The organism is Gracilinema caldarium (genome assembly GCF_029265695.1).
GTDB classification, from domain to species: domain Bacteria; phylum Spirochaetota; class Spirochaetia; order Treponematales; family Breznakiellaceae; genus Gracilinema; species Gracilinema caldarium_A.
The window spans coordinates 1-23063 of sequence record NZ_JAJUHW010000010.1 but is presented as its reverse complement, the minus strand read 5'-3'; the positions used below and the strand labels follow the sequence as shown (position 1 = coordinate 23063).

Genomic DNA, 23063 nt, shown 5'->3' with positions numbered 1-23063 from the left:
GTTCCATTATGCAGGACCTGATACCGCTTCTCATCTGTGCATACCTCGCATCTCTCGGTTTCCTGAGACTGCGCCGCTTTTATACCGCCCCGCTTTCCCATCTGCAAGGCAGCACTGTATCCTCCCAAGCAGTACGTTTTTCGGTCATTATTCCTGCCCGCAACGAAGAACAGAGGCTCGGCCCGCTGCTTGAATCTTTGCAAAACCAGACGTTTACGCCCTATGAAGTCATTGTTGTGGATGATGGTTCCACCGATGAAACCGCTGTGCTCGCCCGCCGGTTTGGATGCCGGGTTGTTCAGCCTGCAGATACACTATCGGCTGCCCAGCTGGAAGCCCCAGGGGATCCCAGGTGGACAGGAAAAAGCGCAGCCTGTTATGCAGGAGCTCTGGAAGCGAGGGGCGACCTGCTTGTTTTTTTTGATGCCGATGTGACTTTGGCCCCCGATGCCCTGGAGTATCTTGCATGTTACAGCAGACCAGGATCTGTACTCAGCGTTCAGCCCTATCATGCTATGAAAAGGGCCTACGAACAGTGTTCTCTCTATTTCAACCTGGTTGCCATCCTTGGCCTTGATCTCGGCCAGTGGCGGCATCCCTTTGAAACAAAACTCGGTTTTTTTTGGTCCCTGTATGGTCATAGATAAGGAAACATACCATGCTACGGGGGGACACCTCCTGGTTCGGGACTCCATACTGGAGGATATGGCGTTAGGCCAGGCCTTTGCTAAGCTTAAGGTCCCCCTCTATTCGATACCCCACAGGAACCGAATAACCTTTAGAATGTACGCAGAGGGTTTTCATACGCTTTTTAACGGCTGGTCAAAAAATATGGCCCTGGGAGCCCAGCGATCAAGTCTCTGGACTATCCTGATCATTTCATCAATTATGACCTTATCTTTCAGTATCCCCATAGGGTTGATAAGATCTCTCGCCGCGGCGCAGCTGAGGGCGGGTTTGTTTTTTGGTGCTGCCTATCTCGTTTTTGCCGGTGTTTTATTTTCCGGTGTAAGGCGGATCGGGGCCTTCCGCTGGTGGAGCTCTCTCGGTTTTCCCTGTTTTGCCCTCTTTTTTGTAATCGTGCTCGCGAGGTCTTTTATGATGCAGCTATTGCGTCTTCCCATAGAGTGGCGGGGCCGGAGGGTTCAGATTAAATGATGGTGCTCTTCTATATCCTCGCCAATTCACTTTTTTGGGTGGCGGTTCATTTTGCAAGCGGCTATATGGTGCATCTTTTCCCGGATAGTCTATACCGGCCTGAAGGGCTGCTTTTTAGAATCCACCCCTGGGAAAAGAAGGGCTCAGTATATCGGCGGTATCTAAGAATACAAGCCTGGAAGGACAGGCTTCCGGAGGCGGGTGAGTTTTTCTCTCTCCACCCTTTTAATAAGTCCCGGCTTGAACGTTTTGACCGGGAGTATCTTGCCCGTTTTGTGCAGGAAACCTGCCGGGCAGAGCTTGCCCATCTTTTACCCTTTGTGTTTTATCCTCTCTGCCTTCCCTGGAATCCCTGGCCTGCGAACCTGATTATGTTTTTGTATGCCCTCTTAGCCAATGTTCCTTTTGTCCTTATTCAGCGCTATAACCGGGCCAGGCTGCTTGGCCTGCCGATTCTAGCGCCTGACCCTGGAACGCTTAAGCGTAAGTTTAAACCTTAGTTATTGGTACGGGGCTCGGGCTGCTTCGACGGGCTAGCTTGTCCAGCCGTTTTAAGTCCGGTGCAAGGAACCGTTCGCTTACTTCTTTGCGGGAAAGGATAAATAGTTCTTCGAACCAGAGGGCGTCCAAGAGGGCCGCGCGGTTTGCAAGGAATACCTCGGTTGGAATGATGACCTTGCGGGTTTCTACGAATTGCACCGTCCGGGCCGCCAGGGGGTACTGGGGCATACGTTCCTGGGTTGTGTTCGAAATATTCCCACCCACGGTAATAGCGAAGCGGTCAGCAGCGGTTTCGATGATGGCCTCTATGGTTTCCCAGATAAAGTGACTGTCGGGTGTAATGCCGGGATCGAAATAGGATGCGCTCAGGTCGGTACGCCCAATAGTAATGGCATCGATGGCTGGATAGGCAGCGGAAAGGATGTCCGGTAAGAGCTGAACCGCCTGTTTTGTTTCTATATTGATGGCTAAATGGTGGTCCTTAGCGGGGAATACTGATCTGTAGGCATCTAGAAATTTTTTAATGCCGAAGGGCGACTCCACCATGGGGGCGATGATGCCGTCGACCCCCAGCTCAAGACAGTCTTTAAGATCCCGGACTGCCTCGACCCCGCCAATTTTAACAAAGAGCTTTACCCCCGCTTGCAAGGTGATGCGCCTCAGCCGTACCATGTCCTGGTAGCTCGTCCCTTCTGCCTCAAACTCAGCCTTAATACCTTTAATCTGGTATTCTTCCTTCATTAAAAAAAGCTGGTCCAGAAGTTTTTGCTCAATTTCAATCATAGGGGAAAGCCTCCTAATCTGTTTTTATTATCGAACTATTTTGGTAAAGCTAAAATGGATTTATAAAAGCGGTGGGAAGGGATGTCCATGGACACTGCGTGGACATCCCTTGTTTGTTTGTTGGAAGTTTTATTTCTTTTCGGGGTATTTTATCACCAGGTGCAGTTCATCAAGCTGTTTCTGGTCGACCTCGCTGGGGCAGTCATCCATGGGGCTGACAGCAAAGGAGTTCTTCGGGAAGGCGATGACTTCCTTAATCGAGGTTTCCCCTGCCATGAGCATGACGAGCCGGTCCAGGCCGGGGGCGATACCGCCGTGAGGCGGGGCACCGTACTTAAATGCTTCGGTAAGGAAGCCGAATTTCTTTTCCGCGTCCTCAGGGTTAAAGCCTACGATTTTGAATACCTTTTTCTGCAACTCCGGATCATGGATACGGATAGAGCCGCTGGCGAGTTCAAAGCCATTTAATACCAGGTCGTACAGGTCTCCCTTAACCGAACCGGGATCGGTTTCCATGGTGGCATGGTACTTTTCCTGGGGCCAGGTGAACATATGGTGGGCCGCTTCCCAATGGTTTTCCTCTTCGTTGAACTCGAACATGGGGAAGTCGATGATCCATGCAAACTCAAAGCGGTTGGGATCACAGAGGCCTAAGTCTTTGCCGAGCTTGGAGCGGACTGCGCCGAGGGCCACGTTGGCGATTTTACGCTTGCTGTCCGCTACCATAAGGATAAGGTCTCCGACCTTTGCTCCCAGTCCCGTAATGATCCGGCCCGCCAGGTCTGCGGGGGCTCCAGAACCGTCAGCGGCTGGCAAGAAGAATTTGCTGGCCCCTCCTTCCAGAGTTGCCTTGCCGTCTGCACCGGCAACAACCTTCATCCAGGCCATACCCTTTGCTTTGTAAATCTTCGCAGCCGCTTCAAGTTCATCAATTTGTTTGCGAGAGTAGTCGGCCTTTCCGGGAACAACCAGGGCCTTTACGCCGCCGCCTGGGATGGTAACTCCCTTGGCTGCTGCGGCCTGACGCTCCGCTTCGCCGTTTGCCAGAGCATCCTTAAAGGCTTGGAAGGTAGAATCTGCCACATAGGGTGCAAAGTCCTGCATTTCCATGGTAAAACGGAGGTCCGGCTTGTCCGAGCCATAGAGCTCCATGGCGTCGTCGTAGCTGATACGGCGGAATTTTTCAGGAAGAGTCACATTCAAGGTCTTTTTAAAGACATAGCCAAAAAGGCCTTCGATCATGGTAAGAACGTCTTCACGGCTGACAAAGGACATCTCAATATCAATCTGGGTAAACTCTGGCTGCCGGTCCCCCCGGGCATCCTCGTCCCGGTAACAGCGGGCGATCTGGAAGTATTTGTCAAAGCCCGCGACCATAAGTATCTGTTTATAAAGCTGGGGCGATTGGGGAAGGGCGTAAAATTTTCCTGGATAGAGTCGGCTCGGAACCAGGTAGTCCCGGGCGCCTTCGGGTGTGGATTTAATAAAGGTCGGTGTTTCAATTTCGTAGAAACCGTGGGCCTGCATCCACTCCCGGACTGCAAAGGTGACATCGTTTCGGAGTTTTATGCGCTTCTGCATGCCTCCGGAACGGAGATCCAGGTAGCGGTATTTAAGACGCAGGTCTTCCTTAGCGTCGGATTTTTCTTCAATCTGGAAGGGCAAGACCTCGCAGCGGCTCAAAATAACCAGGTTTTTTGCCACGACCTCGATTTCACCTGTGGCCATGTCGGGATTAACCATGTTATCCGGCCGGGCCCGTACAACCCCTTCGACGGCGATACAATATTCGTTATGCAGCTCAGAAGTGGTCGCTTTAAGCGCCTCTGGGGCATCAGCATCAACGACAACCTGGGTAACCCCATAGCGGTCCCGCAGGTTAATAAAAGAAATGCCCCCATGGTCTCGTTTGCGGTGGACCCATCCGTTCAAAATCACAGTTTTTCCTGCGTCGGCTTTTTTAAGATCCCCGCAGGTAACGGTACGTTTCATCGTTTCCATAGAAGGTTACTATATATGGTCAGTATGCCTGCATGCAAGGGGGCGAATAAAATTGATGATATGAGGAGCCCTATATTAGACCCTTATTATTTGCATTCTGTAAGAAATTGGTTTAGGATATGTAAATGTGCTGTCTGGGGGCTTGGCCCTAGACGGCGCGACGCTTTGCATTGAGGAGGTTTTTGATGAAAAAGCGGATCGGATTATTAGTTCTCACCATTCTCGTTTCGGCTGCCCTTGCCTTTGGCCAGAACAGCCTGTCAGCCTATACCACATTGGAAGAACCCCTGGCAAAGGAGCTCTTTGAACAGTTCCAAAAAGAAACAGGCATTACGGTGAATTTTGTGCGCCTCTCTGGCGGCGAAGCTGTAGCCCGTATGGAAGCAGAAGCAGCCAATCCCCAGGCTTCTATCTGGGTTGGCGGTGTCGGCTTGGATCATATCACCGCAAAGTCCAAGGGACTCACCACTCCCTATAAGTCGCGGTTTGCTGCAAATACTCCTGCCCAATTTAAGGATCCGCAGGATTACTGGATCGGACTCTATGTAGGTCCCCTAACCTTTGTGATCAACCTGGACAAAGCAAAAGAACAGGGGTTGCCCATACCGAAGAGCTGGGCAGACCTATTAAACCCGGTGTACAAAGGCAAAATTCGTATGGCCAATCCCAACACCTCGGGAACCGCATATAATGTGCTAACCACCATGCGGTATGTGTTCAACGGTGATGAAAACAAGGCCTTTGAGTACCTTAAAAAACTGGATGCAAACATTGACCAGTATACCAAATCGGGATCTGCTCCCGGCAAGAGCGTTGCCATTGGTGAAATACCGATAGCTATTGGGTATGCCCATGACCAGGTAAAACTCAAGGTAGAAGGCGCCAATGTGGCAATTATCCCCCCCGCCGAAGGGACAGGCTATGAACTAGCTTCCATGTCCTTAATAAAGGGCGGCAAAGATGCGGTGAATGCCAAGAAACTGTATGACTGGATTCTTTCTTCCAAGGAAGCTCAGAAAATCTTTACCAAATGGTATGTGGTTTTAGTCGCTAAGGGAGCTGAAAAGCATCCTATGGCTCTCTCTATTAATGAAATAAAAACCGTTAATCAGGATATGGCGTGGGATGGAGACAAGGTTAATAAAGACCGGCTTCTCAAACGCTGGATGGATGAAATCGGTGTAAATCGCTAAAATCTGTTCACAGATTGATGGGGACTGTTCGGTGTCAGCTTTCTACGGCTCCGGATACGTCCCCATTTCATTATGGAGCCGCAGCATGGTACCCCAAAAGAAATGGTTTAAATTGTTGGGCGTGGGTCTCCTTTTTGCAGTGATTGATTTCTGGATATATTCGTCCTTAATTGGATCCTTCCGGTCTCTGACCGAAAAAGCCCAGTTCAAAGAGATTACCCTTTTTGCTAAAACTGCTCCAAAGGATGCCAACCTTTTTGATACATGGATTATGGAATTATCCCAGACCATTGAAGGCAGCAAAGGTCTTTATGTGCATCTATCGCCAGATACAGGGGACTTTATTAATCCTACCGGTGATAAAACGGCCCTTTCGTTATGGGAACAGTTTAAGGATACGGCGGATTTTAAAAAAGGTCTTGAAAGTGTCTATTACCTTGAACCCTATGCGGGCAAACAGTCTCTATCGGACAAGGCTAACCATACCGGCACTCTCAATGTGTTTTTTGCACCTGTGCCGGACGAAAATAGTGCTGATTTGCGGGGCGCACTAGTGGTGTTTACCATCCCTGGATCTGCTGCGGAATTTGAAAATCTATTGCGCAATCTTTGTCTCTTGGCCCTGCTCCTTTTTGTCATCATTTATAGTGTGGTTCTCTTTGCACGGGACCCCTTAACAGGCTATGGAATACTTATTCTTTTTGGCATAGCCCTTGCGTTTATTGCATACCCATTGCTGGAAGCGGTAAGGCTTACCTTTGTAAAGGACGGCATTTTTACATGGGAGATTTGGAAATCTACCCTATCTGCACGTTATTTGGTTTCCCTTTGGGGCTCCATGCGACTGGGCATTATAACCGCCAGTATATCAACAATCATTGGATTTTTGTTTGCCTTTGTGACCGAACGGACCAGTATTAGGGGCAAACGGCTTATCAGTACTCTTGCAACCATGCCGGTTATTTCACCGCCCTTTTCTTTAACCCTGTCTATTATTCTCCTTTTTGGAAATAACGGTCTTATTACCAAACAGCTACTGGGCCTGCAGAACTTTAGTATCTATGGCCTTGGGGGGCTGGTCTTGGTTCAGACCATTGGAATGTTCCCCATCGCTTTTTTAACTCTCTCCAGCGTTCTTAAATCTATAGATTCAACCGTAGAAGACGCTGCTATGGATTTGAACGCAGGCCGTTTTCATACCTTTTGGACGATTACTCTCCCGCTTGCTATGCCAGGCATACTTTCCGCATGGCTCTTGGTTTTTACCAATTCACTTGCCGATTTTGCAAACCCATTGCTGTTGGCAGGTTCGTATAAGGTCCTGTCGGTAGAAGCCTATATCGAAGTAACGGGCCGCAATAACTTAGGCGGAGGGGCTGCCCTGTCGCTGCTGCTCCTCCTTCCGACCCTGACAGCCTTCTTTACCCAGCGGTATTGGGTAAACCGCAAGAGCTTTGTTACCGTGACAGGCAAACCTTCAGTCAGGCTTACTGAGTTGGCGTCCAAGCCGGTACGGATCGCACTTACCGCCTTTGTGGTTATCAGCCTCGGTTTTATTGTTGCCCTTTATGGAACGATTGTAGCCGGCTGCTTTGTGAAAAACTGGGGCATCGATTATACCTTTACCACCGCAAATATCGGGGAAGCCCTATCTCGAGGCTGGCAGGCTATTCGGGATACAGTAACCCTTGCTACAATTGCAACCCCCCTCGCGGGAATCATTGCTATGGCGGCGGCTCTTATTCTAGTTCGGCGCAGTTTTATAGGCAAACGTATTTTGGAAGTCTTACTTATGACACCCTTTGCTGTTCCTGGTACCCTCGTGGGTATCGCTTATATTCTCGCTTTTAACAAACCGCCGCTTCTTCTGGTCGGAACCGCTGCTATTATTGTTATTAATTATATTATCCGAGAGCTCCCGGTTGGTATGGAAACGGGTATCGCGAGCCTCCGGCAAATCGATCCATCTATCGAAGAAGCTGCCCAGGATCTGGGGGCCGATATGCCTACGGTGTTCAAATCCATCGTACTTCCCCTTATCCGACCGGCCTTTTTGTCCAGCATGTCCTATACCTTTGTCCGTTCCATGACTGCGGTCAGCGCGGTCATTTTCCTCATTTCTGCCCGCTGGTACCATTTAACAGTGCAGATTTACAATTTCTCCGAAAATCTGCGTTTTGGACTGGCCAGCGTGCTGGCCACTACGTTGATCCTGATTGTATTAGCCGCCTTTGGGATTATGAGGCTCATAGTCCGTGATCAGGGTCTAACCGAAAAAACAGTGTCACAGTAGGAGTTGTATATGTCAGAAAAACAGAGTGTATCCGTTACTCTCCAGGGAGTTACCAAACGGTTTAAAAATACAAAAGGCCGGCCCGATGTTATTGCGGTCCATGAGTCGAATTTTGTGGTCGCACCGGGGGAACTGGTAACTCTCCTTGGCCCCTCGGGGTGCGGCAAGACCACAACCCTAAGGATGATTGCAGGTTTTGAGCTGCCTTCTTCCGGAAAAATTCTTATTGGCAACGAAGATGTTACCATGCTTCCACCAAATGCCCGGGATACAGCCACGGTTTTCCAAAGTTATGGCCTTTTCCCCCACATGACGGTGGCTGAAAATGTTGCCTATGGCTTACGATTACGAAAAAAAAACAAGGCTGAAATTGAAAAAAAAGTTGCAGAAACCCTCGCTCTTGTCGGACTTGAGCATTTAGCGGACCGTGCACCGGGTAGACTCTCGGGTGGTCAGCAGCAACGGGTTGCCCTGGCTCGGAGTCTGATTGTAGAACCCTCAGTGTTGCTTCTCGATGAACCCCTTTCCAATCTCGATGCCCTCCTTCGGGAACAAATGCGCATAGAAATCAGGCGGATTCAGAAGAGTCTTGGAATAACTGCCGTGTATGTCACCCATGATCGCATAGAAGCGATGAGCCTTTCTGATCGGGTCATTGTGATGAAAGATGGGGAGATTCAGCAGATTGGCAGTCCTCAAGAAATATACGAGGACCCAGTCTCCGCTTTTGTTGCTGGTTTTGTCGGTAAGGTCGTATTGCTCCCTGTGGAAGTCCTCAGCGGAAATGGCACTGTCTGGACATGCAGGCTCGGTTCCCGGCAGCTCACCGTGAGCCGCAGTGCGCCGAATATTACGGCCAATTCTAAGGCCCTGGTAATGGCCCGACCCGAATCTCTGAGGCTCACAGACCCAGGCTCAGGCCTTGTGGATGGACGGGTAAAAATGAACGTTTATCTCGGACACAGTATCGAATCATTTATTGAAACTCCCTTCGGGGAAATACTCGTTCAGATTGATGATCCGGCATCCAAAAAAGTATATGTTGAAGGAAGCCCCGTAGCCATCACCTCAGATGAAGTCCGGCTGCGGCTCCTTCCTGCCGAGCTCGGTGATAGCCAATAAGAATGGTGTGCAAAAAGGGGGGCTTATGAATACACCTCTAATAACAGCATGGGATATGGCTCTCAGACTTCTGGCAGGTTTCGTTGCAGGGGGCATTATTGGCTTTGAACGGGCAAGCCGCCACCAGGTCGCGGGACTCAGGACCCATATTCTTATCGCCTTGGGTTCCACGCTGCTCATGATACTATCTATTTGGATACCCCAGGAATTTAACATGCTCAAGAATGGAGACCCGGGCCGTATTGCGGCTCAGGTAGTTTCCGGCATAGGTTTTCTTGGAGCCGGAGCTATCCTGAGGCTGGGAAACAATGTAAAAGGCCTCACCACCGCTGCTTCGCTTTGGTTTGTTGCAGCGGTGGGACTCGCTATCGGTGCGGGCCTCTTTTTTGCCGCCGCCATTGCAGAAGCCATGGGGCTTTTTACCCTGGTTGCTTTGGATGTCCTGGAAAAGAAACTCTTTCCGGCGGAACGGAACAAGCTCATGGAGCTTACCTTTAAGAGTGCCATTCCCGATACCCGCAAATCTCTGGAAGTACTTGCCTCCTACGGTGTACGCGTTCAGTCGATCGATGTGGACCAGAGCCTTACCAAGGGTGGCGGTTCCCGGATCCGGCTACTCGTTGGGTTTCCGAATACAACGAACCTACAGAAGTTAAGCAAGGCCCTGAAAGAGACTGGCAATATCGAGCGGATCGAAATTAAGGAGAAATATTAGCCGGACTGGAAACTATATCAGGGTTTGGTGAGGTTTTCTAAATTCGTTAGATATGCAAGCGCCTCATCTCTGTTTCTTCCGCACATAGCGGGTTCTGGCTGCAGGGAGCTGCATACAAGCGGCCGTTCGCTCTTACCATACAGCTGGCACCTAAGGTCTTCGTCGAGATGAGGGCAGGGTATGCCAGCGGGTTTACCCTGAGGTAGCAAAGGCATTGGGCTCGTGATGGATGGAGCGATGCAGCAGGCACCGCAGCCGCTCCGACATTGATTTTTCATAGCAGTTTCAGGACCGGTATGCGGGGCTCGGTCAGCGCCAAGGTGATAGGGAAGTCTTCCCGTTCAAGCTGTACCGGCTCGCCGTCCATTTGGGCCAGAATCGGTTCGCTGTAGCGGACGAGGACTTTAGCCGCTTTAAGGAGATGGGCTTCCGCAAGGTTCGCATGCTTTCCTGAGGTAAAAAGCTTTTTCAGTTTCAGTTTTTTAAGAAGGGGCATTTCCTCCACACCGCACACATTGCGGTCATCGGGCAGTATGGAAATGCCCGCCCCATAGGTCCGGTGCCCCGAAATGCCGAAGGCCAGAAGTAAGAGCTTTTCTTCAAATCTGGAAAGACTGCTGCCCCTTTCATCAAAGGCTTCGATATACATAGGAGCCACAGGGTAGATCCGGTCGTAAAAGAGTGTCGCGATATCGACCCACAGCTTGTAAGAGTCTCCGGGAAGGTGGCCCTTCATTTTGTTGGTCATGTAGGTCACAAAGGCATCGAGCCCTATGGAAAGGATATTAAAAGCGAGAAAGGGGCCCTTGTCTTTTTTCGCGGTCCGCAGTTCTACCGCAGGCATAAAGTCCACACGGCTCGGATGCACCAAAAGGTCCAGAGCCTTATCCAGGTCCCGGGCATCGGCTCCATCGTTGCCGGTTCCCATGGGAAGGCGGAGTATGGCAAAACTGCTGCGAAGATGCGGAGGCAGCTCGTACAGGGCGGTCAGGGCTTCCAGGCTTGTACCATCCCCGCCTGCGGTAATGATAAGGTAAAAGGGGGCTGCCTCTCCCGTTTTTTCCGGTCTATTTGCCAGGGCTTCATCGATGAGGCGGCGGACCAGGTCTCCCGCGTGGTTGGGCCGCAGAGTCGGGATGAGACCTAAGGCACCGAGACGGCCTGTTCCCTGGTCTGCTTCCAGGGCTGTCTGGGAAGGCATGGCCGGCCCGGAGCGCCGCATGGTTTTCCGGGCCTGGTCCGCATAGATGCGGAGAATTTCCCGGTGCCGTTTCCAGCGTTTTGCAATGGTAAAGCCCCCTGCCATGGGGTTTGCGATGATGGTCCATACCAGGGGACGCTCGGCCATGAGCGGAGTATGGGTGCACATTTCCGCCAGGTCGGCGGCAAACTCTTGGACCGCCTGAATATCTTTCATAGAAGAATAGATTCTCACAGGTTTTGCAATAACGTCAAGATTGGAGCCATATCCTCAGCTCCATCCACAAGGATGCCCCCCATGCCCAGTTTGAGGGGCAGGGCAATATCAATATCATATCGGTCACCGATGGCGATACATTCCTCTGGCTTCGCCTGCAGGTCCTCTGCGGCCTTTAAGAAACTGCGATCGTGGGGTTTTGATGCCCCAAAGGTATCCAGGCCGACAATAACAGAAAAAAGATCCAAAACTCCGAGCGTCCCAAGGGTCCTCTGGGCTATGTCGGTAGGGTTATTAGTTACCACCGCAAGTCCCGCATAGTCTTTCATGGCCAGGAGGGTACTGCGCAGGACTGGATCAGGGGAAAGAAAGTGTTCCGGGTTGATGAGTTCACTTCGCCAGCGGATACTTTCTTCGATAGGGATGCCAAAGGCTACCATGGTGTTACCAAGGCTGAGCTTCTCTCCCTGGTGGCTCTGAGCCCAATGGCGGCGGTATTCATCAATCTGGGCATTCATTTCCTCGTAGGAAAGCCCCCGAAGTTCTGCAAGGCGCTGAATAAGGACGACATTTTGATGTTCACCGTAAGCGTGGTTTGTGTAAAGGGTCCCGTCCATGTCGAAAATAAGGCCCCTTACGCGGCGGGGAATATGGAAGAGCTTCATTCAAAGAACCGCTCCATTTTATGCAGCATGGTTTTATAAACCTCGAACCGTTCGGAGTGCATGGCGTAGCGCTGCTGCACCGGTTCGAACACTTCTTTGATTTTTACCGTCCCTTCTATGGCTGCCTCGATGCTTGGATAGTAACCAAGGCCTTTCATGGCAAGGCATGCGTTGCCAGCCAGTTCCCCGTCCTCTATCTGGTGCACCGCGAGCCAGCGGCCGGTCACATCGGCCTTGAACTGGTTCCAATAGGTGTTTTTTGCTTGGCCCCCTGAGAGCCGCATTCCTTCGATCCAGTAGCCCTCCTTTTCCAGGTTTTCAATGGCGGTCCGTACCATGAAGGCGATAGATTCAATAACCGCATAGCCCAGCTCGGCCCGGTTGGTGAGTCCCGCGGTGGAAAAGAAGGCGCTCGAGACCTGCAGTCTCCCTGCGGACCGGATGTCGGGGAAAAAGAAGTCCCGCGGTTTTGTACATTGCTTGCATTGAAGGATTTCCGCAAGCATTTCCCGGTAGTCCCGGCTTTCCTGACCTGTAATATGGCGGAACCATTCAAAAAGACGGCCCGTGGTTGGCAGTATGGCTCCCACGTTCCAAAGCCCCTCTTGTATATGGGGTAAGGTCCGCAAAGTTCGGGCTTTGCTTCCCTGTCGAGCGCAGACATTAATCCCCTCGGAGGTCCCCGCCCGGTCGCAGACCATACCCGGTACAACGACGCCGGTCCCAATAAGGGCGGTTATAAAATCCGGTCCGCCAGAAATGATAGGAAGCCCCTTCGGAAGGCCGGTTCTCCCGGCCGCGGCGGCGGAAACAGAACCAATCAGTACGCCCTGTTCAACAAAAGGGGGAAATCGATGGCTTTCGAGCCCATAGGCTTGTATTTGCCGTTCGTCCCAGTAGTAGGGAACATAGGCTTGGTTGGGGATTACCGTACAGGGCTCTGCGCCGAGACGCCAGGCAAGCCATTCGTGGGATGATAAAAACCGTTCTGTATGGGCGTACTGGTCCGGCTCGTTTTGGGCCAGATAAGCTGCGTGGGGCAGAAAGAGCGACGGGTGGGCAGCTCCATCGTTTGCTTTGGCGACCCTGCCGTCGTGCCAGTGCAGGGGCAACAGGGCCTGGCCGGATTTTGTTACCGGGACTAATGTAGGCCCATTGCCGGAAATCGCAAGGCCCACCGGCTGCGCCCTGTTGCCCCGTTGCTGCGCTGCGGCCTGCAGGGCCCCCGCCGCGCGGATAAAGGCCTCTTCCCAGTCGCTCGCATGGACTGTGCCATCAAGGACGCGGTCGGCAGGGTAGGGTTCCCGAACAAAGGCTAATAGTTCTCCGGTGGTGGAAATGAGCGCGGCCTTTAGGGAGGATGTTCCGATATCGGCGCACAGAATGGGGGCCGCGCTTTCCATAGTTATGCTTTAGCGATGAGCTTTTCAATAATTTCCCGATTATCCAAAAGGGAGCTGAGACTGCGTCCGTGATGGAGCCGGGAAATGGTTTGGGCAAAGAGGCTCGTTATGTTAACACTGGCATACCATTCACGTTTCAAGAGATCCTCGTGGTATACCGCATTGGTTCCGATAATCCGGTAAAAAAGCCCTTCCCGGTAGGCCTTCTCAAAAAGATCGATAGCTTCGCCTGAAAAGAAGGGAAGGCTTATGGCACAGATCACATCCTTTGCGCCCTGATCTTTTAAGAATTTCATTGCCTTAAGGAGGGTCCCGCCGGTTCCGAGCATATCGTCGGCCATAAAGACCGTTTTTCCCTGGACGTTACCAAGAAGCTTAATCTCAGCAATATTGTTGTCCAGGGCGTTCTGGGTCACCCGTGAATAGTCCCGTTCCTTGTAGAGGAGGGCTAAGGGCTTCTTTAGGCTTGTGGCATAGAATTTATTCCGGTCCACCGCGCCTGTATCAGGAGAAACGACCACAAAGTCTTCGCTGTGTATGTCCGTAATCTGGGACAGCTTGCGGATAATCTGGTAGCTTGCATGGAGGTTTTCCATGTGGAGCATATTAAAGGCGTTTTCTATTTCCCGGGAATGGATATCCAATGTGATGATACGGTCTACCCCCATGGATTCCAGCATTTTGCCGATACGGCTCGCAGTGAGCCCCTCCCGGCCTTTTTTCTTGTGCTGCCGCGAATAGGGATATACCGGAAGCACCAGGGTTATTTTTTCAGCCCCCGCATGTTTTGCCGCATCAACCGTAACGAGGAGGTTCATGATATGGTCGTTGACCGACAGAACCTTCATGTTTTTGCCGTCGTTAAAGGGGAGCGGATGATGGTTTTCCACATCCTGGAAGATATAGATGTCCTTGCCGCGGATGGACTCAAGAATTTCTGTTTTTATTTCCCCGTTGGGGAAATAGGTAAAACGGGCAGGAATCTTGAAGGGCGGGGTCCTAAATTTCTGGATGTCTCCGCTCAGGTTGCGGCCAGAAATAACCACATCATTGGCAAAATTGATTTCCCGGATGACCGCTTCTTTTTCCATGGTATAGCGCTTGGAAAGAGCGGCAGCCTTGTTTTCAAATCTACGACGATAAAGACGCTTAAGGTGAACAATTACCTCGTTGGCAAACTGTTCGCCCCCTGGGCATGCCAGGATTCCGAGTCTGGTGGGGTCTGCGTAGTTCATGGGTATATATGTGGTACCACAGAGAGCCCCTGGCGGTCAAGCTAGAGAAATTTGACAAAATCTTGAAAGCCCTGCTAGATACTTGCAGAAAAAGGAAAAACAGCCGGAGCTGTTTTAGTTCTCCAGCAGGGTAATTTCCACGCGGCGGTTTTTCTGCCTCCCCGCTTCAGTGCTGTTGTCCGCAAGGGGCCGTTCTGCTCCATATCCGCGGACCACGACGCGGGTGCTTGTTCTGGCACCCTGGCCTATAAGGTAGTCCGCAACTGCCGCGGCCCGTTCTTCCGATAATTTCTGTCTTCCCTCGGCTGTCCCGGCCAGGGCCGTATGACCCCCGACTAATATGTCCCGGTCGGGGTATCGCTTAAGAATTTCCGCAATTTTATCGAGCTTAGCTTTTTCGGATGGCAAGAGTAATGCTGAGTCTGCCTGAAACTGTATATTTTCGAGGCTAATCGTAACCCCCTCGGGAACCACCCGGACGGTTGTATCTTTTATACCCTGTGCGTTAATATCTGCTGCTATTTCCTGGGCTACCGCTTCACGGTTCATTGGTTTTGCTTCTATGGTTTCCGCCTTGGCGCTTCCCCGGTATTCTACGGTGGAACCGTTGGAAAGTTCCATAATGATGCGGAACTGTTCCGTATAAGCCGCGGGCTGACCCAGTTTTTGGTTCCAGTACATTACTTGGTCAGAGGCTCCCATGATTCTGGTGGGCCAAATGGTCCCTAAAACCCGCTTCGGTTCATCAAAAATACGATAGCTTATAGAAATTGCAGGGTATTCAGTTCCATTGTAGTTTTTTTTACCAAGGTAGGTGTAGGTCGCGTTAAAGGGAATCCGGTAGGGCTCCTTAATGCCGAAACTGGTACTGAAATCATGAACCTCTTCTCCCGGAGCGGTCCAGCTTTCGCCGATCTGCAGGTCCCGGTCTGGAAAAATGGGTACATTGCGGACTACGGGCATATAATAGGATGGCCCAATCGTATAAGCGCCGAACTTATCCCGGTCAAAGACAGAATTGTATTCCTGGCTCCACTGGAAGGTTCTCCCGGATCCAACGCCTACAGACCGTTCCGAAGTCTGAAAAACCGCTTCATGCCGGCCTACCCCGTTGGTCACTGCGCTCACCGTTACCGAAATACGGTTGAGGATTTCCGCCTGATGACTCAATACCCGGTTTATATAGACGTCCTCCTGCACGGTGGAAAGAAAGCGGTACTTGTCCCCTGCGGTATAGATAAACTGAAACCGCTCGGCCCACAGCACATTGACGGAAATCAGGCAGAGACATAGAAAAATGGCACCATATTTCTTGTTCATATTGATGAATATACCACCCTTTCTTACCTTATCGGATGCGGGGAGGCCTCTTATTGACTTTTTTTGCCATTCACGGTACAAAAGAGTGCCTCGGGCCCTTAGCTCAGTTGGTCAGAGCTGCGGACTCATAATCCGTAGGTCGCTGGTTCAAGTCCAGCAGGGCCCAGAAATATTTTAGCCGCCGTCAGGCGGCTTTTGTTTTTTAACCAAGCGCTGGACTTGAAACGGAGGGACCGCCGACCGGCAGGGAGGAAGAGGAGCCAGGATGGCCCGTCACTTAATACGTATCCAGCGAAGAACCTCATCAAACTTGGGCCGTTTCCCGTACATCAAAATACCAACACGGAATATTTTAGCTCCAAGAAACCCAGCTCCGATCACAGAACATAGTATAATGCCAAGCGAAAGGGTGATTTCCCATACAGGCGGCATGGAGACAAGAATCCGTACCAGCATAACAATCGGAGCTGTCATGGGAAAATAAGATAAAATCACTACAAAAAGACTTTTGGGGTTCATAATCATAGGACTTATCATGACCATGGGTATAACCAAAAAGATGATGAGGGGCCATGCAAGCTGGCCAAGGTGGTGTTCGTCCTCCGCTGCAGCGCCAAGGGCCGCATAGCCAGCTCCGTAGAGAAAGAAAGCCAAAATAAAAAATACTACAAGCCAAATAAAATTGCTCACCGTTATGGCCTGCGGGAGCTGAACATGCAAGGTTGGTCCAACAAGGGTAATCATTGCAATACCCATGCCAAACCATACCCCGTATTGAATAAGGCCCGCGATTCCAAGCCCCAGTATTTTCCCAAACATAAGTTCCCGTGCCGAAAGGCTCGAAAGCATAATTTCCACGGTTTTGCTTGTTTTTTCCTGTACAACTGATCGCCCTATGAGCTGTCCGTACAGGAGCACCGTCATGTAGATCATCATGACAAAACTGAGGACGGTAAAAAGTATGCCTAAAAAGTCTTCGTTAGTTTTAGTTTCTTCTTTCATATCTTTACCAAGCTTAACCACCCTGAAATCGGGCTTGCTGAGCAGGGCCCTGACTGTTTCTGGTGTGAGTCCCAGTTCCTTGCTATTCCATTCCACAGCCAGCGAATTGAGCATTTCGTTTATCATACTGTACAGCATGGCTTCCATACCGGTAGAACTATAAAACCGCGCTTCCTCCCGCGGCCAGGCTTCGGGAATTTCAAGGATCCCCGCGTACTGTTCAGAAAGCACCTTGGATTTACCTTCCGAAAGATCAGTAATACGGAGAGGCGGTATAGCTTGGCTATCCAAGGCTTGGGCAATTCGCTCGTAAATTTCGTTTACGCTGGTATAGATTGCCACGGGCTTATTTGGTTTATTCATGTTCGGATTGCTTGTGAGAAGATTTGGCAAGACCGTAATTGCGAGAATCAGAAAGGGACCTAAGAGAGTGATAATGACAAAGGTTTTATTTGCCGCAGTGGCTTTGAATTCTTTAATGATTACTGCTTGCAGTTTACGCATTGGTAGCCTCCTCATCGGTATGCCCAACCAGCCGGACAAATATTGAATGAAGACTAGGTTCGATGAGCTCAAACCGGCGTACCCGTATTTTGCCTGCCAGATCCTGATAGAGATTATTCACCATATCGGGATCTGAAAGTTCTACTTCGGTCCAACGTGGAAAAGTCCTGGCTGTTTTTATATAGGGTAACTTTTCTATAAACGAACCATCTCCATCAAACTCAATTTGAACCGTATTGGTTCCGAATCGGCTTTTAATATCAGAAAGAGATCCGGAAAGGACCGATTTTCCCTTATTGATCAGCAGGATTCGTTCACAGATCCTTTCTGCATGGTCCATGATGTGGGTCGAAAATATGATTGTTTTTCCTGCGTTTTTTAGCTCTAAAAACACTTCCAGCATCAGGTTTTGGGAAATAGGATCCAGGCCGGAAAATGGTTCGTCAAAGAGCAGCACCGGTGGATCATGAATGATCGTCCCGATAAACTGTACCTTTTGAGCCATTCCCTTAGACAGCTCTTCGATTTTACGGTTTTTCCAATCCAAAAGGCCAAACCGCCCAAGCCAATTTTCTATCCGCTGTGCAGTCATACTTCGGTCGGCCTCCTTGATTTCCGCAAGAAAGGCAAGCAGGTCCTTGACTTTCATTTTTTTGTAAAGGCCCCGTTCTTCGGGGAGATAGCCGATAAGATTCTTATCGGCTTCAGAGAGCGGTTTCCCATTGAACAAAATAGTCCCCGAATCGGGAGCTATGATGTTCATAATCATCCTGATTGTGGTTGATTTACCTGCTCCGTTTGGTCCGATAAGGCCGAATATTTCTCCCGGCCGTACGGAAAAGCTGATGCTGTCTACTGCTCGAAGTGTATCAAAAGATTTAGTTACATTTTGTACTTCTATCACTGTTTTCCCTCCTTTCAGGGATTTGCAAGTATTCTGCACTGTATACGAGATATCGCACAAGGAGTGAAATGAAAAAAGGAATCTGAAATTCTGCAAAATCGTGCTATAATTATTGATATATCATGCATGGAGGTGCCCATGAAAACCCTGTGGAAGGGCCATGCAAATCCACGGGTTGGTCTTGGGATGATCCTTGCAGCGGTTTGTGCCGCCCTCCTTTTTACCGCCTGTCCGTTGTTCGAATCTCCCGAACCTGAAATCCCTGATTTGTCTGGCTATTGGTTTGCCGAAAACGTTTCGGTAATGATCGAGTCGGAACAAGTATCCGTAAAAGGACTTGCCATCATTCAAAATGGTTCCATTGAGTTTCTAGCCTTTGAACTCGATGGGGACCATATTGCAGGAATGCGGGGAACGTATAGTAATACCGACGAAGAGATGACGGTACAAGTAAATGCAAACTTTGACCCAAATAGTGCTAATTGGAGTGCCGAAACTTCTACCGAACATATCCCCTTTACCCTGGTTAACAATGTTCTGACCATGGATATCCCCGGGCCGAACGACAATACCATGCGGGGCTCCTTTACAAAGATTGCCGCTCCAAGCCGTCCTGCAGCCTGGGTCGGAAACTGGTCCGGAACTTGGGCAGCGAAACCAGGTGCTGCGGCCATATTGCAAGCTGATGGTAGTTTCGAGTTCAGCTTTAATGGCACCATGAATAGTAGTTCGATATATTTAATCCAAACCGGTGTCTGGCAACTGATTGTGTATGGCGATACGAACTATCTACTCAACCATATAACGCACCAAACCATAAACACTGAATCTGCAGATGTAGATTTTTACGGACTCACCGTTGCTTCATTAAATACCGAACAGACACAGGCAACCATCGAGACCTCCTTGGGTCTCCTCGTATTGGATAAACAACAATAACTGGTCTTTACGAGCCCTGTGACTATTATCAGTGCTGAGCCCTGAACTGTCCCTCGAGGCTCAGCCTTGAATCTCGAGGGAATCCCCAGAACCTACTCCTGTCGATGTAGTGCACTGGAAAACGCCTTTTGTTGGGCCTATACTTATCCTATGCAATGGGAAATAACAACGCCCTGTCCCCTTCTGGACAAGGCGGGGCACATCACTACAGAAGGCTGGGCCCGCTACCCCTATTGGACCTACGAGCGGCGTTCAATAAAAGCCAATCCCCTCCGTATTAAGGAGTGGGATTATTATATGGTCTTTTCCCATAAGGGCCGCTTTGGTCTCAGCTTTACCATCAGTGACCTTGGCTACCTGGGTCTCGGCGCTCTCTGCTTTTTCGATTTTGCCCGGTCCTATTACAATCAGATAGATGATCTTGCGCTGCTCCCCTTAGGCTCTCTTGGCCTTCCTGCTTCCTCGAACGCGGACGCCCGCATAAGCTTTGTAAGCAAAAAACTTTCCATCACCTATGAGTACAGCCCGGGGAAGCGGCTTATTAGCTTTTCCAGCCCTGAAATTCGAGATGCCGAGGGAAACACAGGAATATCCGGTACCATAGAGCTGGTACAGCCTGAAGATCTGGAGAGTACCGTCATCGCCACAAGCTGGCAGGAAAACCGGCGGGCCTTTTATTACAATCAAAAGGTAAATTGCATGGCAGCCAAGGGTGCTTTTACTATCGGTTCAAAGGTTTATCAATTTGATCCTGATTTTGATATGGGAAGCCTCGACTGGGGCCGGGGTGTGTGGACCTACCGAAATACCTGGTATTGGGCATCCCTTTCGGCTCAACATGAGGGAAAAGTCTTAGGTTTGAATCTGGGATATGGCTTTTCCGACCGCAGCCCAGCCTCGGAAAACACCATTCTATACGATGGCAGGATTCACAAGCTGGAGGAGGTGGTCTTTCATTTTAATCCCGAAGATCATTTAGAAAATTGGCATTTTACTAGTTCAGATGAACGGCTTCGCCTCACCCTTAAACCAATATTGGATCGTCAGTCCCGATTTGATTTTAAGATCCTTAAATCTATACAGCATCAGGTGTTTGGGACTGTCTCCGGCTATCTGGTCCTTGATTCGGGGGAACAGCTTAATCTGGACAACATTATCTGTATGTCTGAACATGTGTTTAATCAATGGTAGAAAGGACTGCCTGCTGTATCCCTTGTCAAAATTAGCGCGCTATCTTACAATTCTTGTAACATCACAGGTCCTGTGATAAAAAACCCCGGTTAATACGTCCGTTGTGAGAGGTTATGGCGGACATTCCGGAGCGGCTCCACTCAATGGTGCAGAACCGTCAAAACCGGCATGGTTAAACTTCAGACACTACTTAAGTATTTTGGACCCGTTGGTTCATCAATCTTGTGGTATAAGGAGGTTTATCCATGGAGCCTGCTCTTTCTGTTATTACCGATAAAACCCTGACCTATCAGCAAAAAGTTGCCGGTCTTGCCCGTGTGGGTGAAGCGACCGTTCATCCCCTTGCTATATCAAAGGAAATACAGGCTTACCGCGACGCGGGGGTCATCTGTGACCTTAATGAAGGCCCCGCACCATACCGACCCCGGTATGTAGTTCCCGATTTCCGAAAGTTTATGGCACAGGGGTCAACATTTCTCGCAGTTCCACCCCCGAAGGATATTTGGGAAGCCACGGCAGCGCTCCTTATTTTATACCGCCATGTGCCGAGCATCACCACGTTTCCTGTGTACTTGGGAGATATCGACAACCTTTTGCAGCCCTTTGTCTCTTCTGAGGCGGAAGCCCGTAAGGCTATCAACCTTTTTTTACTCCAGATCGATAGGACTATTAACGATTCCTTCTGTCATGCAGACATCGGCCCTGAAGAAACTACCGCAGGACGCCTCATTTTGGACATGAGCCGGGAACAAAAAAACGCGGTCCCCAACCTGAGTCTGAAATTGGACCCGGAACGCACCAGTGAAGATTTTCTTCTTAAAGCCTGTGAGACTGCCCTCGAGGTTGCTAAACCGAGTTTTGCGAACCACCCACTCTTTTCTCAGGAATTTAAAGCGCTCGGTTTTGATGATTATGCTATCGCAAGCTGCTACAATGGCCTCCCCGTTGGGGGCGGCTCCTGTACCCTGGTACGGATGAACCTGGCCCGCCTTGCACCACTTGCCCGAAATTTGGACCAGCTCTTGTCGGAATTGCTGCCCGACGCAGTCCAGAAGCAACTTGAGTATATGGATGAACGGGTCCGGTTCCTTGTGCAGGAATCGAACTTTTTTGAGTCAAGTTTCCTTGTCGAAGAAGGACTTATCCATCAGGACCGCTTTACCGGTATGTTTGGGATTGTTGGGCTCGCCGAACTTGTGAATCATTTCTCTGCTCCCGGTCGCTTTGGCCACTCTGATGCAGCTGATGCATTAGGCTTAGATATCATCGACCGGATCAACCGGCTTGTTGCGAATCACCATAACCCGCTGCTTAAAGCCGCTGGGGGCCGCTATCTCCTCCATGCCCAGGTCGGCATCGATTCGGACCGGGGGGTAAGCCCGGGCTGCCGTATTCCCATCGGTGAAGAACCGGAACTCAGCGAACACATTCTCCGGTCAGCCCCCTTCCACCGCTACTTCCCGAGCGGTATCGGCGATGTCTTTGCTTTTGAGCCCACGGTAAAAAACAATCCGGCCCATCTGGCCGACATAGTTCGGGGGGCTATGAAGAGCGGGCTCCGGTATTTCAGCGCATACGCTGCCGATGCTGAAGTGGTGCGTATTACCGGGTACCTGGTGAAACGCTGTGAAATTGAGCGTCTGAATCAGGGGAAGGCCTCACTGCAGGACACAAGTGCACTAGGGCGGAATGCCGTCAATAATCTTGGAGTCTTGGACCGGCGGCTGAGGTCCTGATGGATCAGAGTTGAGCGGCAGCCGAATATGCATGAGTATCATATTCATGACGTGATGGGCTTTGTGGCGAAGATACTCCCCTCTAGCGCTGTGGATGGGCCGGGCAACCGGTCCGTGGTCTTTCTCCAGGGCTGCGACTTTGACTGCAAATATTGTCATAACCCCGAAACCCGTAAGTCTTGTAGTGCCTGTGGTCTCTGCGTGAGCCATTGTCCTGCGGGTGCCTTAAAGCTCTCAGACGGCCAGATTCTCTGGGACAGGTCCCGCTGCACCGACTGCGGAACCTGTATCAGCCGCTGTCCCCATTCATCGTCGCCCAAGGTTCAGCAGCTTTCGGTTTCAGAGGTTCTCGAAAGACTTAAGCGGTATATTCCCTTTATCCGGGGCCTTACGGTCTCTGGTGGCGAATGTGGCCTCCAGGCAGCCTTTCTCACCGGCCTTGTTCGCGGCGCACAAGAACGGTATCAACTGGGGACCCTTATCGATACCAACGGTTCTACCGACTACAGTGCTCTGCCGGATCTGGTAGCCCATGCGGAGGGCTTTATGCTCGATGTCAAAGCATGGAACGAGACAGAACACAAAGCCCTGACCGGGGCGAGTAACCGCATGGTCTTAAAAAATCTGGACTTCCTTGCGGGTATGGGAAAGCTTTATGAGGTGCGTACCGTGGTGGTCGGCGGACAGTTTAATGCGGAGGAGACAGTCCGGGAGGTAAGCCGCGTCCTTGCCGCGCGGGGCAGCCAAGCCCGCTACAAGATAATTGCCTTCCGGCCCCAGGGTGTGCGGCCTCAGTTCCAAACATTACCGCAGCCAGAAAACCAAAAGCTCCAGCAGCTTGCTGATTTAGCCCGCTCTATTGGTGTTAAAGAAGTCCTTGTTGTGTAAGTGTGAAATGGAGTCCGCCCTATAAAATCCAGCCAGGCGAGTTTCTAATTACCGCCTTACAAGCCGATTGTCGTACATATACTGGCTTGTCTT

21 protein-coding genes and 1 tRNA gene are annotated in these 23063 nt (G+C 50.5%); 12 read left to right on the top strand and 10 right to left on the bottom strand.

The window, feature by feature from the left end:
* Positions 1-8: 8 nt before the first annotated feature.
* The 3 genes from Q7P68_RS05045 to Q7P68_RS05035 are packed head-to-tail and all read left to right on the top strand — an operon-like array spanning position 9 to position 1658.
* On the top strand, positions 9-647 hold the full coding sequence (locus tag Q7P68_RS05045; RefSeq protein ID WP_304223601.1) for a glycosyltransferase family 2 protein: 639 nt from the start codon (positions 9-11) through the stop codon (positions 645-647).
* Positions 634-1158, top strand: a complete 525-nt coding sequence (locus Q7P68_RS05040) for a hypothetical protein (protein WP_304223599.1) — start codon at positions 634-636, stop codon at positions 1156-1158. The genes Q7P68_RS05045 and Q7P68_RS05040 overlap by 14 nt, the downstream gene beginning before the upstream one ends.
* The gene (locus Q7P68_RS05035) at positions 1155-1658 is read left to right on the top strand and encodes a glycosyl-4,4'-diaponeurosporenoate acyltransferase CrtO family protein (RefSeq protein ID WP_304223596.1); all 504 of its coding nucleotides are present in this window, start codon (positions 1155-1157) and stop codon (positions 1656-1658) included. The genes Q7P68_RS05040 and Q7P68_RS05035 overlap by 4 nt, the downstream gene beginning before the upstream one ends.
* Here the strand turns inward: Q7P68_RS05035 and Q7P68_RS05030 are convergent.
* Together Q7P68_RS05030 and aspS are read right to left on the bottom strand one after the other, a co-directional pair.
* Positions 1648-2442: an aldolase/citrate lyase family protein gene (locus Q7P68_RS05030; protein ID WP_304223593.1), complete on the bottom strand. Its 795-nt coding sequence runs from the start codon at positions 2440-2442 to the stop codon at positions 1648-1650. The two genes, Q7P68_RS05035 and Q7P68_RS05030, sit on opposite strands and share 11 nt — an antisense overlap.
* Positions 2443-2571: 129 nt before the next feature.
* A complete protein-coding gene (gene aspS, locus Q7P68_RS05025) occupies positions 2572-4434 on the bottom strand; it encodes an aspartate--tRNA ligase (RefSeq protein ID WP_304223713.1) in 1863 nt (620 codons plus the stop codon).
* Between the two features lie 194 nt (positions 4435-4628).
* Between aspS and Q7P68_RS05020 the strand changes: the two genes are divergently transcribed.
* The 4 genes from Q7P68_RS05020 (at position 4629) to Q7P68_RS05005 (ending at position 9766) form a co-directional block, all read left to right on the top strand.
* Positions 4629-5636 (top strand): ABC transporter substrate-binding protein, encoded by a 1008-nt coding sequence (locus Q7P68_RS05020; RefSeq protein WP_304223591.1) that lies wholly within the window; start codon positions 4629-4631, stop codon positions 5634-5636.
* Positions 5637-5721: 85 nt separating this feature from the next.
* The gene (locus Q7P68_RS05015) at positions 5722-7929 is read left to right on the top strand and encodes an ABC transporter permease (protein ID WP_304223589.1); all 2208 of its coding nucleotides are present in this window, start codon (positions 5722-5724) and stop codon (positions 7927-7929) included.
* A gap of 9 nt (positions 7930-7938) precedes the next feature.
* Complete coding sequence (locus Q7P68_RS05010; RefSeq protein WP_304223586.1) at positions 7939-9051, top strand: ABC transporter ATP-binding protein; 1113 nt, start codon at positions 7939-7941, stop codon at positions 9049-9051.
* A 25-nt stretch (positions 9052-9076) separates the two neighbouring features.
* Entirely contained in the window at positions 9077-9766 is a 690-nt protein-coding gene (locus tag Q7P68_RS05005; protein WP_304223583.1) for an MgtC/SapB family protein, read from the top strand.
* A 17-nt stretch (positions 9767-9783) separates the two neighbouring features.
* Here Q7P68_RS05005 and Q7P68_RS05000 read toward each other — a convergent pair whose 3' ends face one another.
* From Q7P68_RS05000 to Q7P68_RS04975, 6 genes are all read right to left on the bottom strand, one after another.
* Positions 9784-10044: a YkgJ family cysteine cluster protein gene (locus Q7P68_RS05000; RefSeq protein ID WP_304223580.1), complete on the bottom strand. Its 261-nt coding sequence runs from the start codon at positions 10042-10044 to the stop codon at positions 9784-9786.
* Complete coding sequence (locus tag Q7P68_RS04995; protein ID WP_304223578.1) at positions 10041-11183, bottom strand: diacylglycerol/lipid kinase family protein; 1143 nt, start codon at positions 11181-11183, stop codon at positions 10041-10043. The genes Q7P68_RS05000 and Q7P68_RS04995 overlap by 4 nt, the downstream gene beginning before the upstream one ends.
* 14 nt (positions 11184-11197) lie before the next feature.
* Positions 11198-11848 (bottom strand): HAD family hydrolase, encoded by a 651-nt coding sequence (locus tag Q7P68_RS04990; RefSeq protein WP_304223575.1) that lies wholly within the window; start codon positions 11846-11848, stop codon positions 11198-11200.
* Complete coding sequence (locus Q7P68_RS04985; protein ID WP_304223572.1) at positions 11845-13251, bottom strand: xylulokinase; 1407 nt, start codon at positions 13249-13251, stop codon at positions 11845-11847. Before Q7P68_RS04985 ends, Q7P68_RS04990 begins: the two co-directional genes overlap by 4 nt.
* A 2-nt stretch (positions 13252-13253) precedes the next feature.
* Positions 13254-14486 carry a ribose-phosphate diphosphokinase gene (gene prs / locus Q7P68_RS04980; RefSeq protein ID WP_304223570.1) on the bottom strand — a complete coding sequence of 411 codons (1233 nt, stop codon included), beginning with the start codon at positions 14484-14486 and terminating at the stop codon, positions 13254-13256.
* A 114-nt stretch (positions 14487-14600) separates the two neighbouring features.
* Positions 14601-15806: an OmpA family protein gene (locus Q7P68_RS04975; protein ID WP_304223567.1), complete on the bottom strand. Its 1206-nt coding sequence runs from the start codon at positions 15804-15806 to the stop codon at positions 14601-14603.
* A 92-nt stretch (positions 15807-15898) separates the two neighbouring features.
* Here Q7P68_RS04975 and Q7P68_RS04970 point away from each other — a divergent pair.
* A tRNA-Ile gene (locus tag Q7P68_RS04970) sits at positions 15899-15972 on the top strand.
* A gap of 107 nt (positions 15973-16079) precedes the next feature.
* Here Q7P68_RS04970 and Q7P68_RS04965 read toward each other — a convergent pair.
* Both Q7P68_RS04965 and Q7P68_RS04960 read right to left on the bottom strand, forming a co-directional pair.
* Complete coding sequence (locus Q7P68_RS04965) at positions 16080-17312, bottom strand: ABC transporter permease (protein ID WP_304223564.1); 1233 nt, start codon at positions 17310-17312, stop codon at positions 16080-16082.
* On the bottom strand, positions 17305-18216 hold the full coding sequence (locus Q7P68_RS04960; protein ID WP_304223561.1) for an ABC transporter ATP-binding protein: 912 nt from the start codon (positions 18214-18216) through the stop codon (positions 17305-17307). The genes Q7P68_RS04965 and Q7P68_RS04960 overlap by 8 nt, the downstream gene beginning before the upstream one ends.
* Positions 18217-18354: 138 nt before the next feature.
* On the opposite strand from Q7P68_RS04960, the gene Q7P68_RS04955 reads away from it, so the two are divergent.
* The 4 genes from Q7P68_RS04955 (at position 18355) to Q7P68_RS04940 (ending at position 22970) form a co-directional block, all read left to right on the top strand.
* On the top strand, positions 18355-19155 hold the full coding sequence (locus tag Q7P68_RS04955) for a hypothetical protein (protein ID WP_304223560.1): 801 nt from the start codon (positions 18355-18357) through the stop codon (positions 19153-19155).
* A 150-nt stretch (positions 19156-19305) separates the two neighbouring features.
* On the top strand, positions 19306-20346 hold the full coding sequence (locus tag Q7P68_RS04950; RefSeq protein ID WP_304223557.1) for a DUF2804 domain-containing protein: 1041 nt from the start codon (positions 19306-19308) through the stop codon (positions 20344-20346).
* A 245-nt stretch (positions 20347-20591) separates the two neighbouring features.
* The gene (locus Q7P68_RS04945) at positions 20592-22082 is read left to right on the top strand and encodes a YjjI family glycine radical enzyme (protein WP_304223554.1); all 1491 of its coding nucleotides are present in this window, start codon (positions 20592-20594) and stop codon (positions 22080-22082) included.
* Between the two features lie 27 nt (positions 22083-22109).
* Entirely contained in the window at positions 22110-22970 is an 861-nt protein-coding gene (locus Q7P68_RS04940) for a YjjW family glycine radical enzyme activase (protein ID WP_304223552.1), read from the top strand.
* Positions 22971-23063: the final 93 nt, after the last annotated feature.

Excerpts from the sequence above, each read along its gene's own strand:
- Q7P68_RS05045 (WP_304223601.1), top strand. The coding sequence starts at position 9 with ATGCAGGACCTGATACCGCTTCTCATCTGTGCATACCTCGCATCTCTC.
- Q7P68_RS05040 (WP_304223599.1), top strand. The coding sequence starts at position 634 with ATGGTCATAGATAAGGAAACATACCATGCTACGGGGGGACACCTCCTG.
- Q7P68_RS05035 (WP_304223596.1), top strand. The coding sequence starts at position 1,155 with ATGATGGTGCTCTTCTATATCCTCGCCAATTCACTTTTTTGGGTGGCG.
- Q7P68_RS05030 (WP_304223593.1), bottom strand. The coding sequence starts at position 2,442 with ATGATTGAAATTGAGCAAAAACTTCTGGACCAGCTTTTTTTAATGAAG.
- aspS (WP_304223713.1), bottom strand. The coding sequence starts at position 4,434 with ATGAAACGTACCGTTACCTGCGGGGATCTTAAAAAAGCCGACGCAGGA.
- Q7P68_RS05020 (WP_304223591.1), top strand. The coding sequence starts at position 4,629 with ATGAAAAAGCGGATCGGATTATTAGTTCTCACCATTCTCGTTTCGGCT.
- Q7P68_RS05015 (WP_304223589.1), top strand. The coding sequence starts at position 5,722 with ATGGTACCCCAAAAGAAATGGTTTAAATTGTTGGGCGTGGGTCTCCTT.
- Q7P68_RS05010 (WP_304223586.1), top strand. The coding sequence starts at position 7,939 with ATGTCAGAAAAACAGAGTGTATCCGTTACTCTCCAGGGAGTTACCAAA.
- Q7P68_RS05005 (WP_304223583.1), top strand. The coding sequence starts at position 9,077 with ATGAATACACCTCTAATAACAGCATGGGATATGGCTCTCAGACTTCTG.
- Q7P68_RS05000 (WP_304223580.1), bottom strand. The coding sequence starts at position 10,044 with ATGAAAAATCAATGTCGGAGCGGCTGCGGTGCCTGCTGCATCGCTCCA.
- Q7P68_RS04995 (WP_304223578.1), bottom strand. The coding sequence starts at position 11,183 with ATGAAAGATATTCAGGCGGTCCAAGAGTTTGCCGCCGACCTGGCGGAA.
- Q7P68_RS04990 (WP_304223575.1), bottom strand. The coding sequence starts at position 11,848 with ATGAAGCTCTTCCATATTCCCCGCCGCGTAAGGGGCCTTATTTTCGAC.
- Q7P68_RS04985 (WP_304223572.1), bottom strand. The coding sequence starts at position 13,251 with ATGGAAAGCGCGGCCCCCATTCTGTGCGCCGATATCGGAACATCCTCC.
- prs (WP_304223570.1), bottom strand. The coding sequence starts at position 14,486 with ATGAACTACGCAGACCCCACCAGACTCGGAATCCTGGCATGCCCAGGG.
- Q7P68_RS04975 (WP_304223567.1), bottom strand. The coding sequence starts at position 15,806 with ATGAACAAGAAATATGGTGCCATTTTTCTATGTCTCTGCCTGATTTCC.
- Q7P68_RS04965 (WP_304223564.1), bottom strand. The coding sequence starts at position 17,312 with ATGCGTAAACTGCAAGCAGTAATCATTAAAGAATTCAAAGCCACTGCG.
- Q7P68_RS04955 (WP_304223560.1), top strand. The coding sequence starts at position 18,355 with ATGAAAACCCTGTGGAAGGGCCATGCAAATCCACGGGTTGGTCTTGGG.
- Q7P68_RS04950 (WP_304223557.1), top strand. The coding sequence starts at position 19,306 with ATGCAATGGGAAATAACAACGCCCTGTCCCCTTCTGGACAAGGCGGGG.
- Q7P68_RS04945 (WP_304223554.1), top strand. The coding sequence starts at position 20,592 with ATGGAGCCTGCTCTTTCTGTTATTACCGATAAAACCCTGACCTATCAG.
- Q7P68_RS04940 (WP_304223552.1), top strand. The coding sequence starts at position 22,110 with ATGCATGAGTATCATATTCATGACGTGATGGGCTTTGTGGCGAAGATA.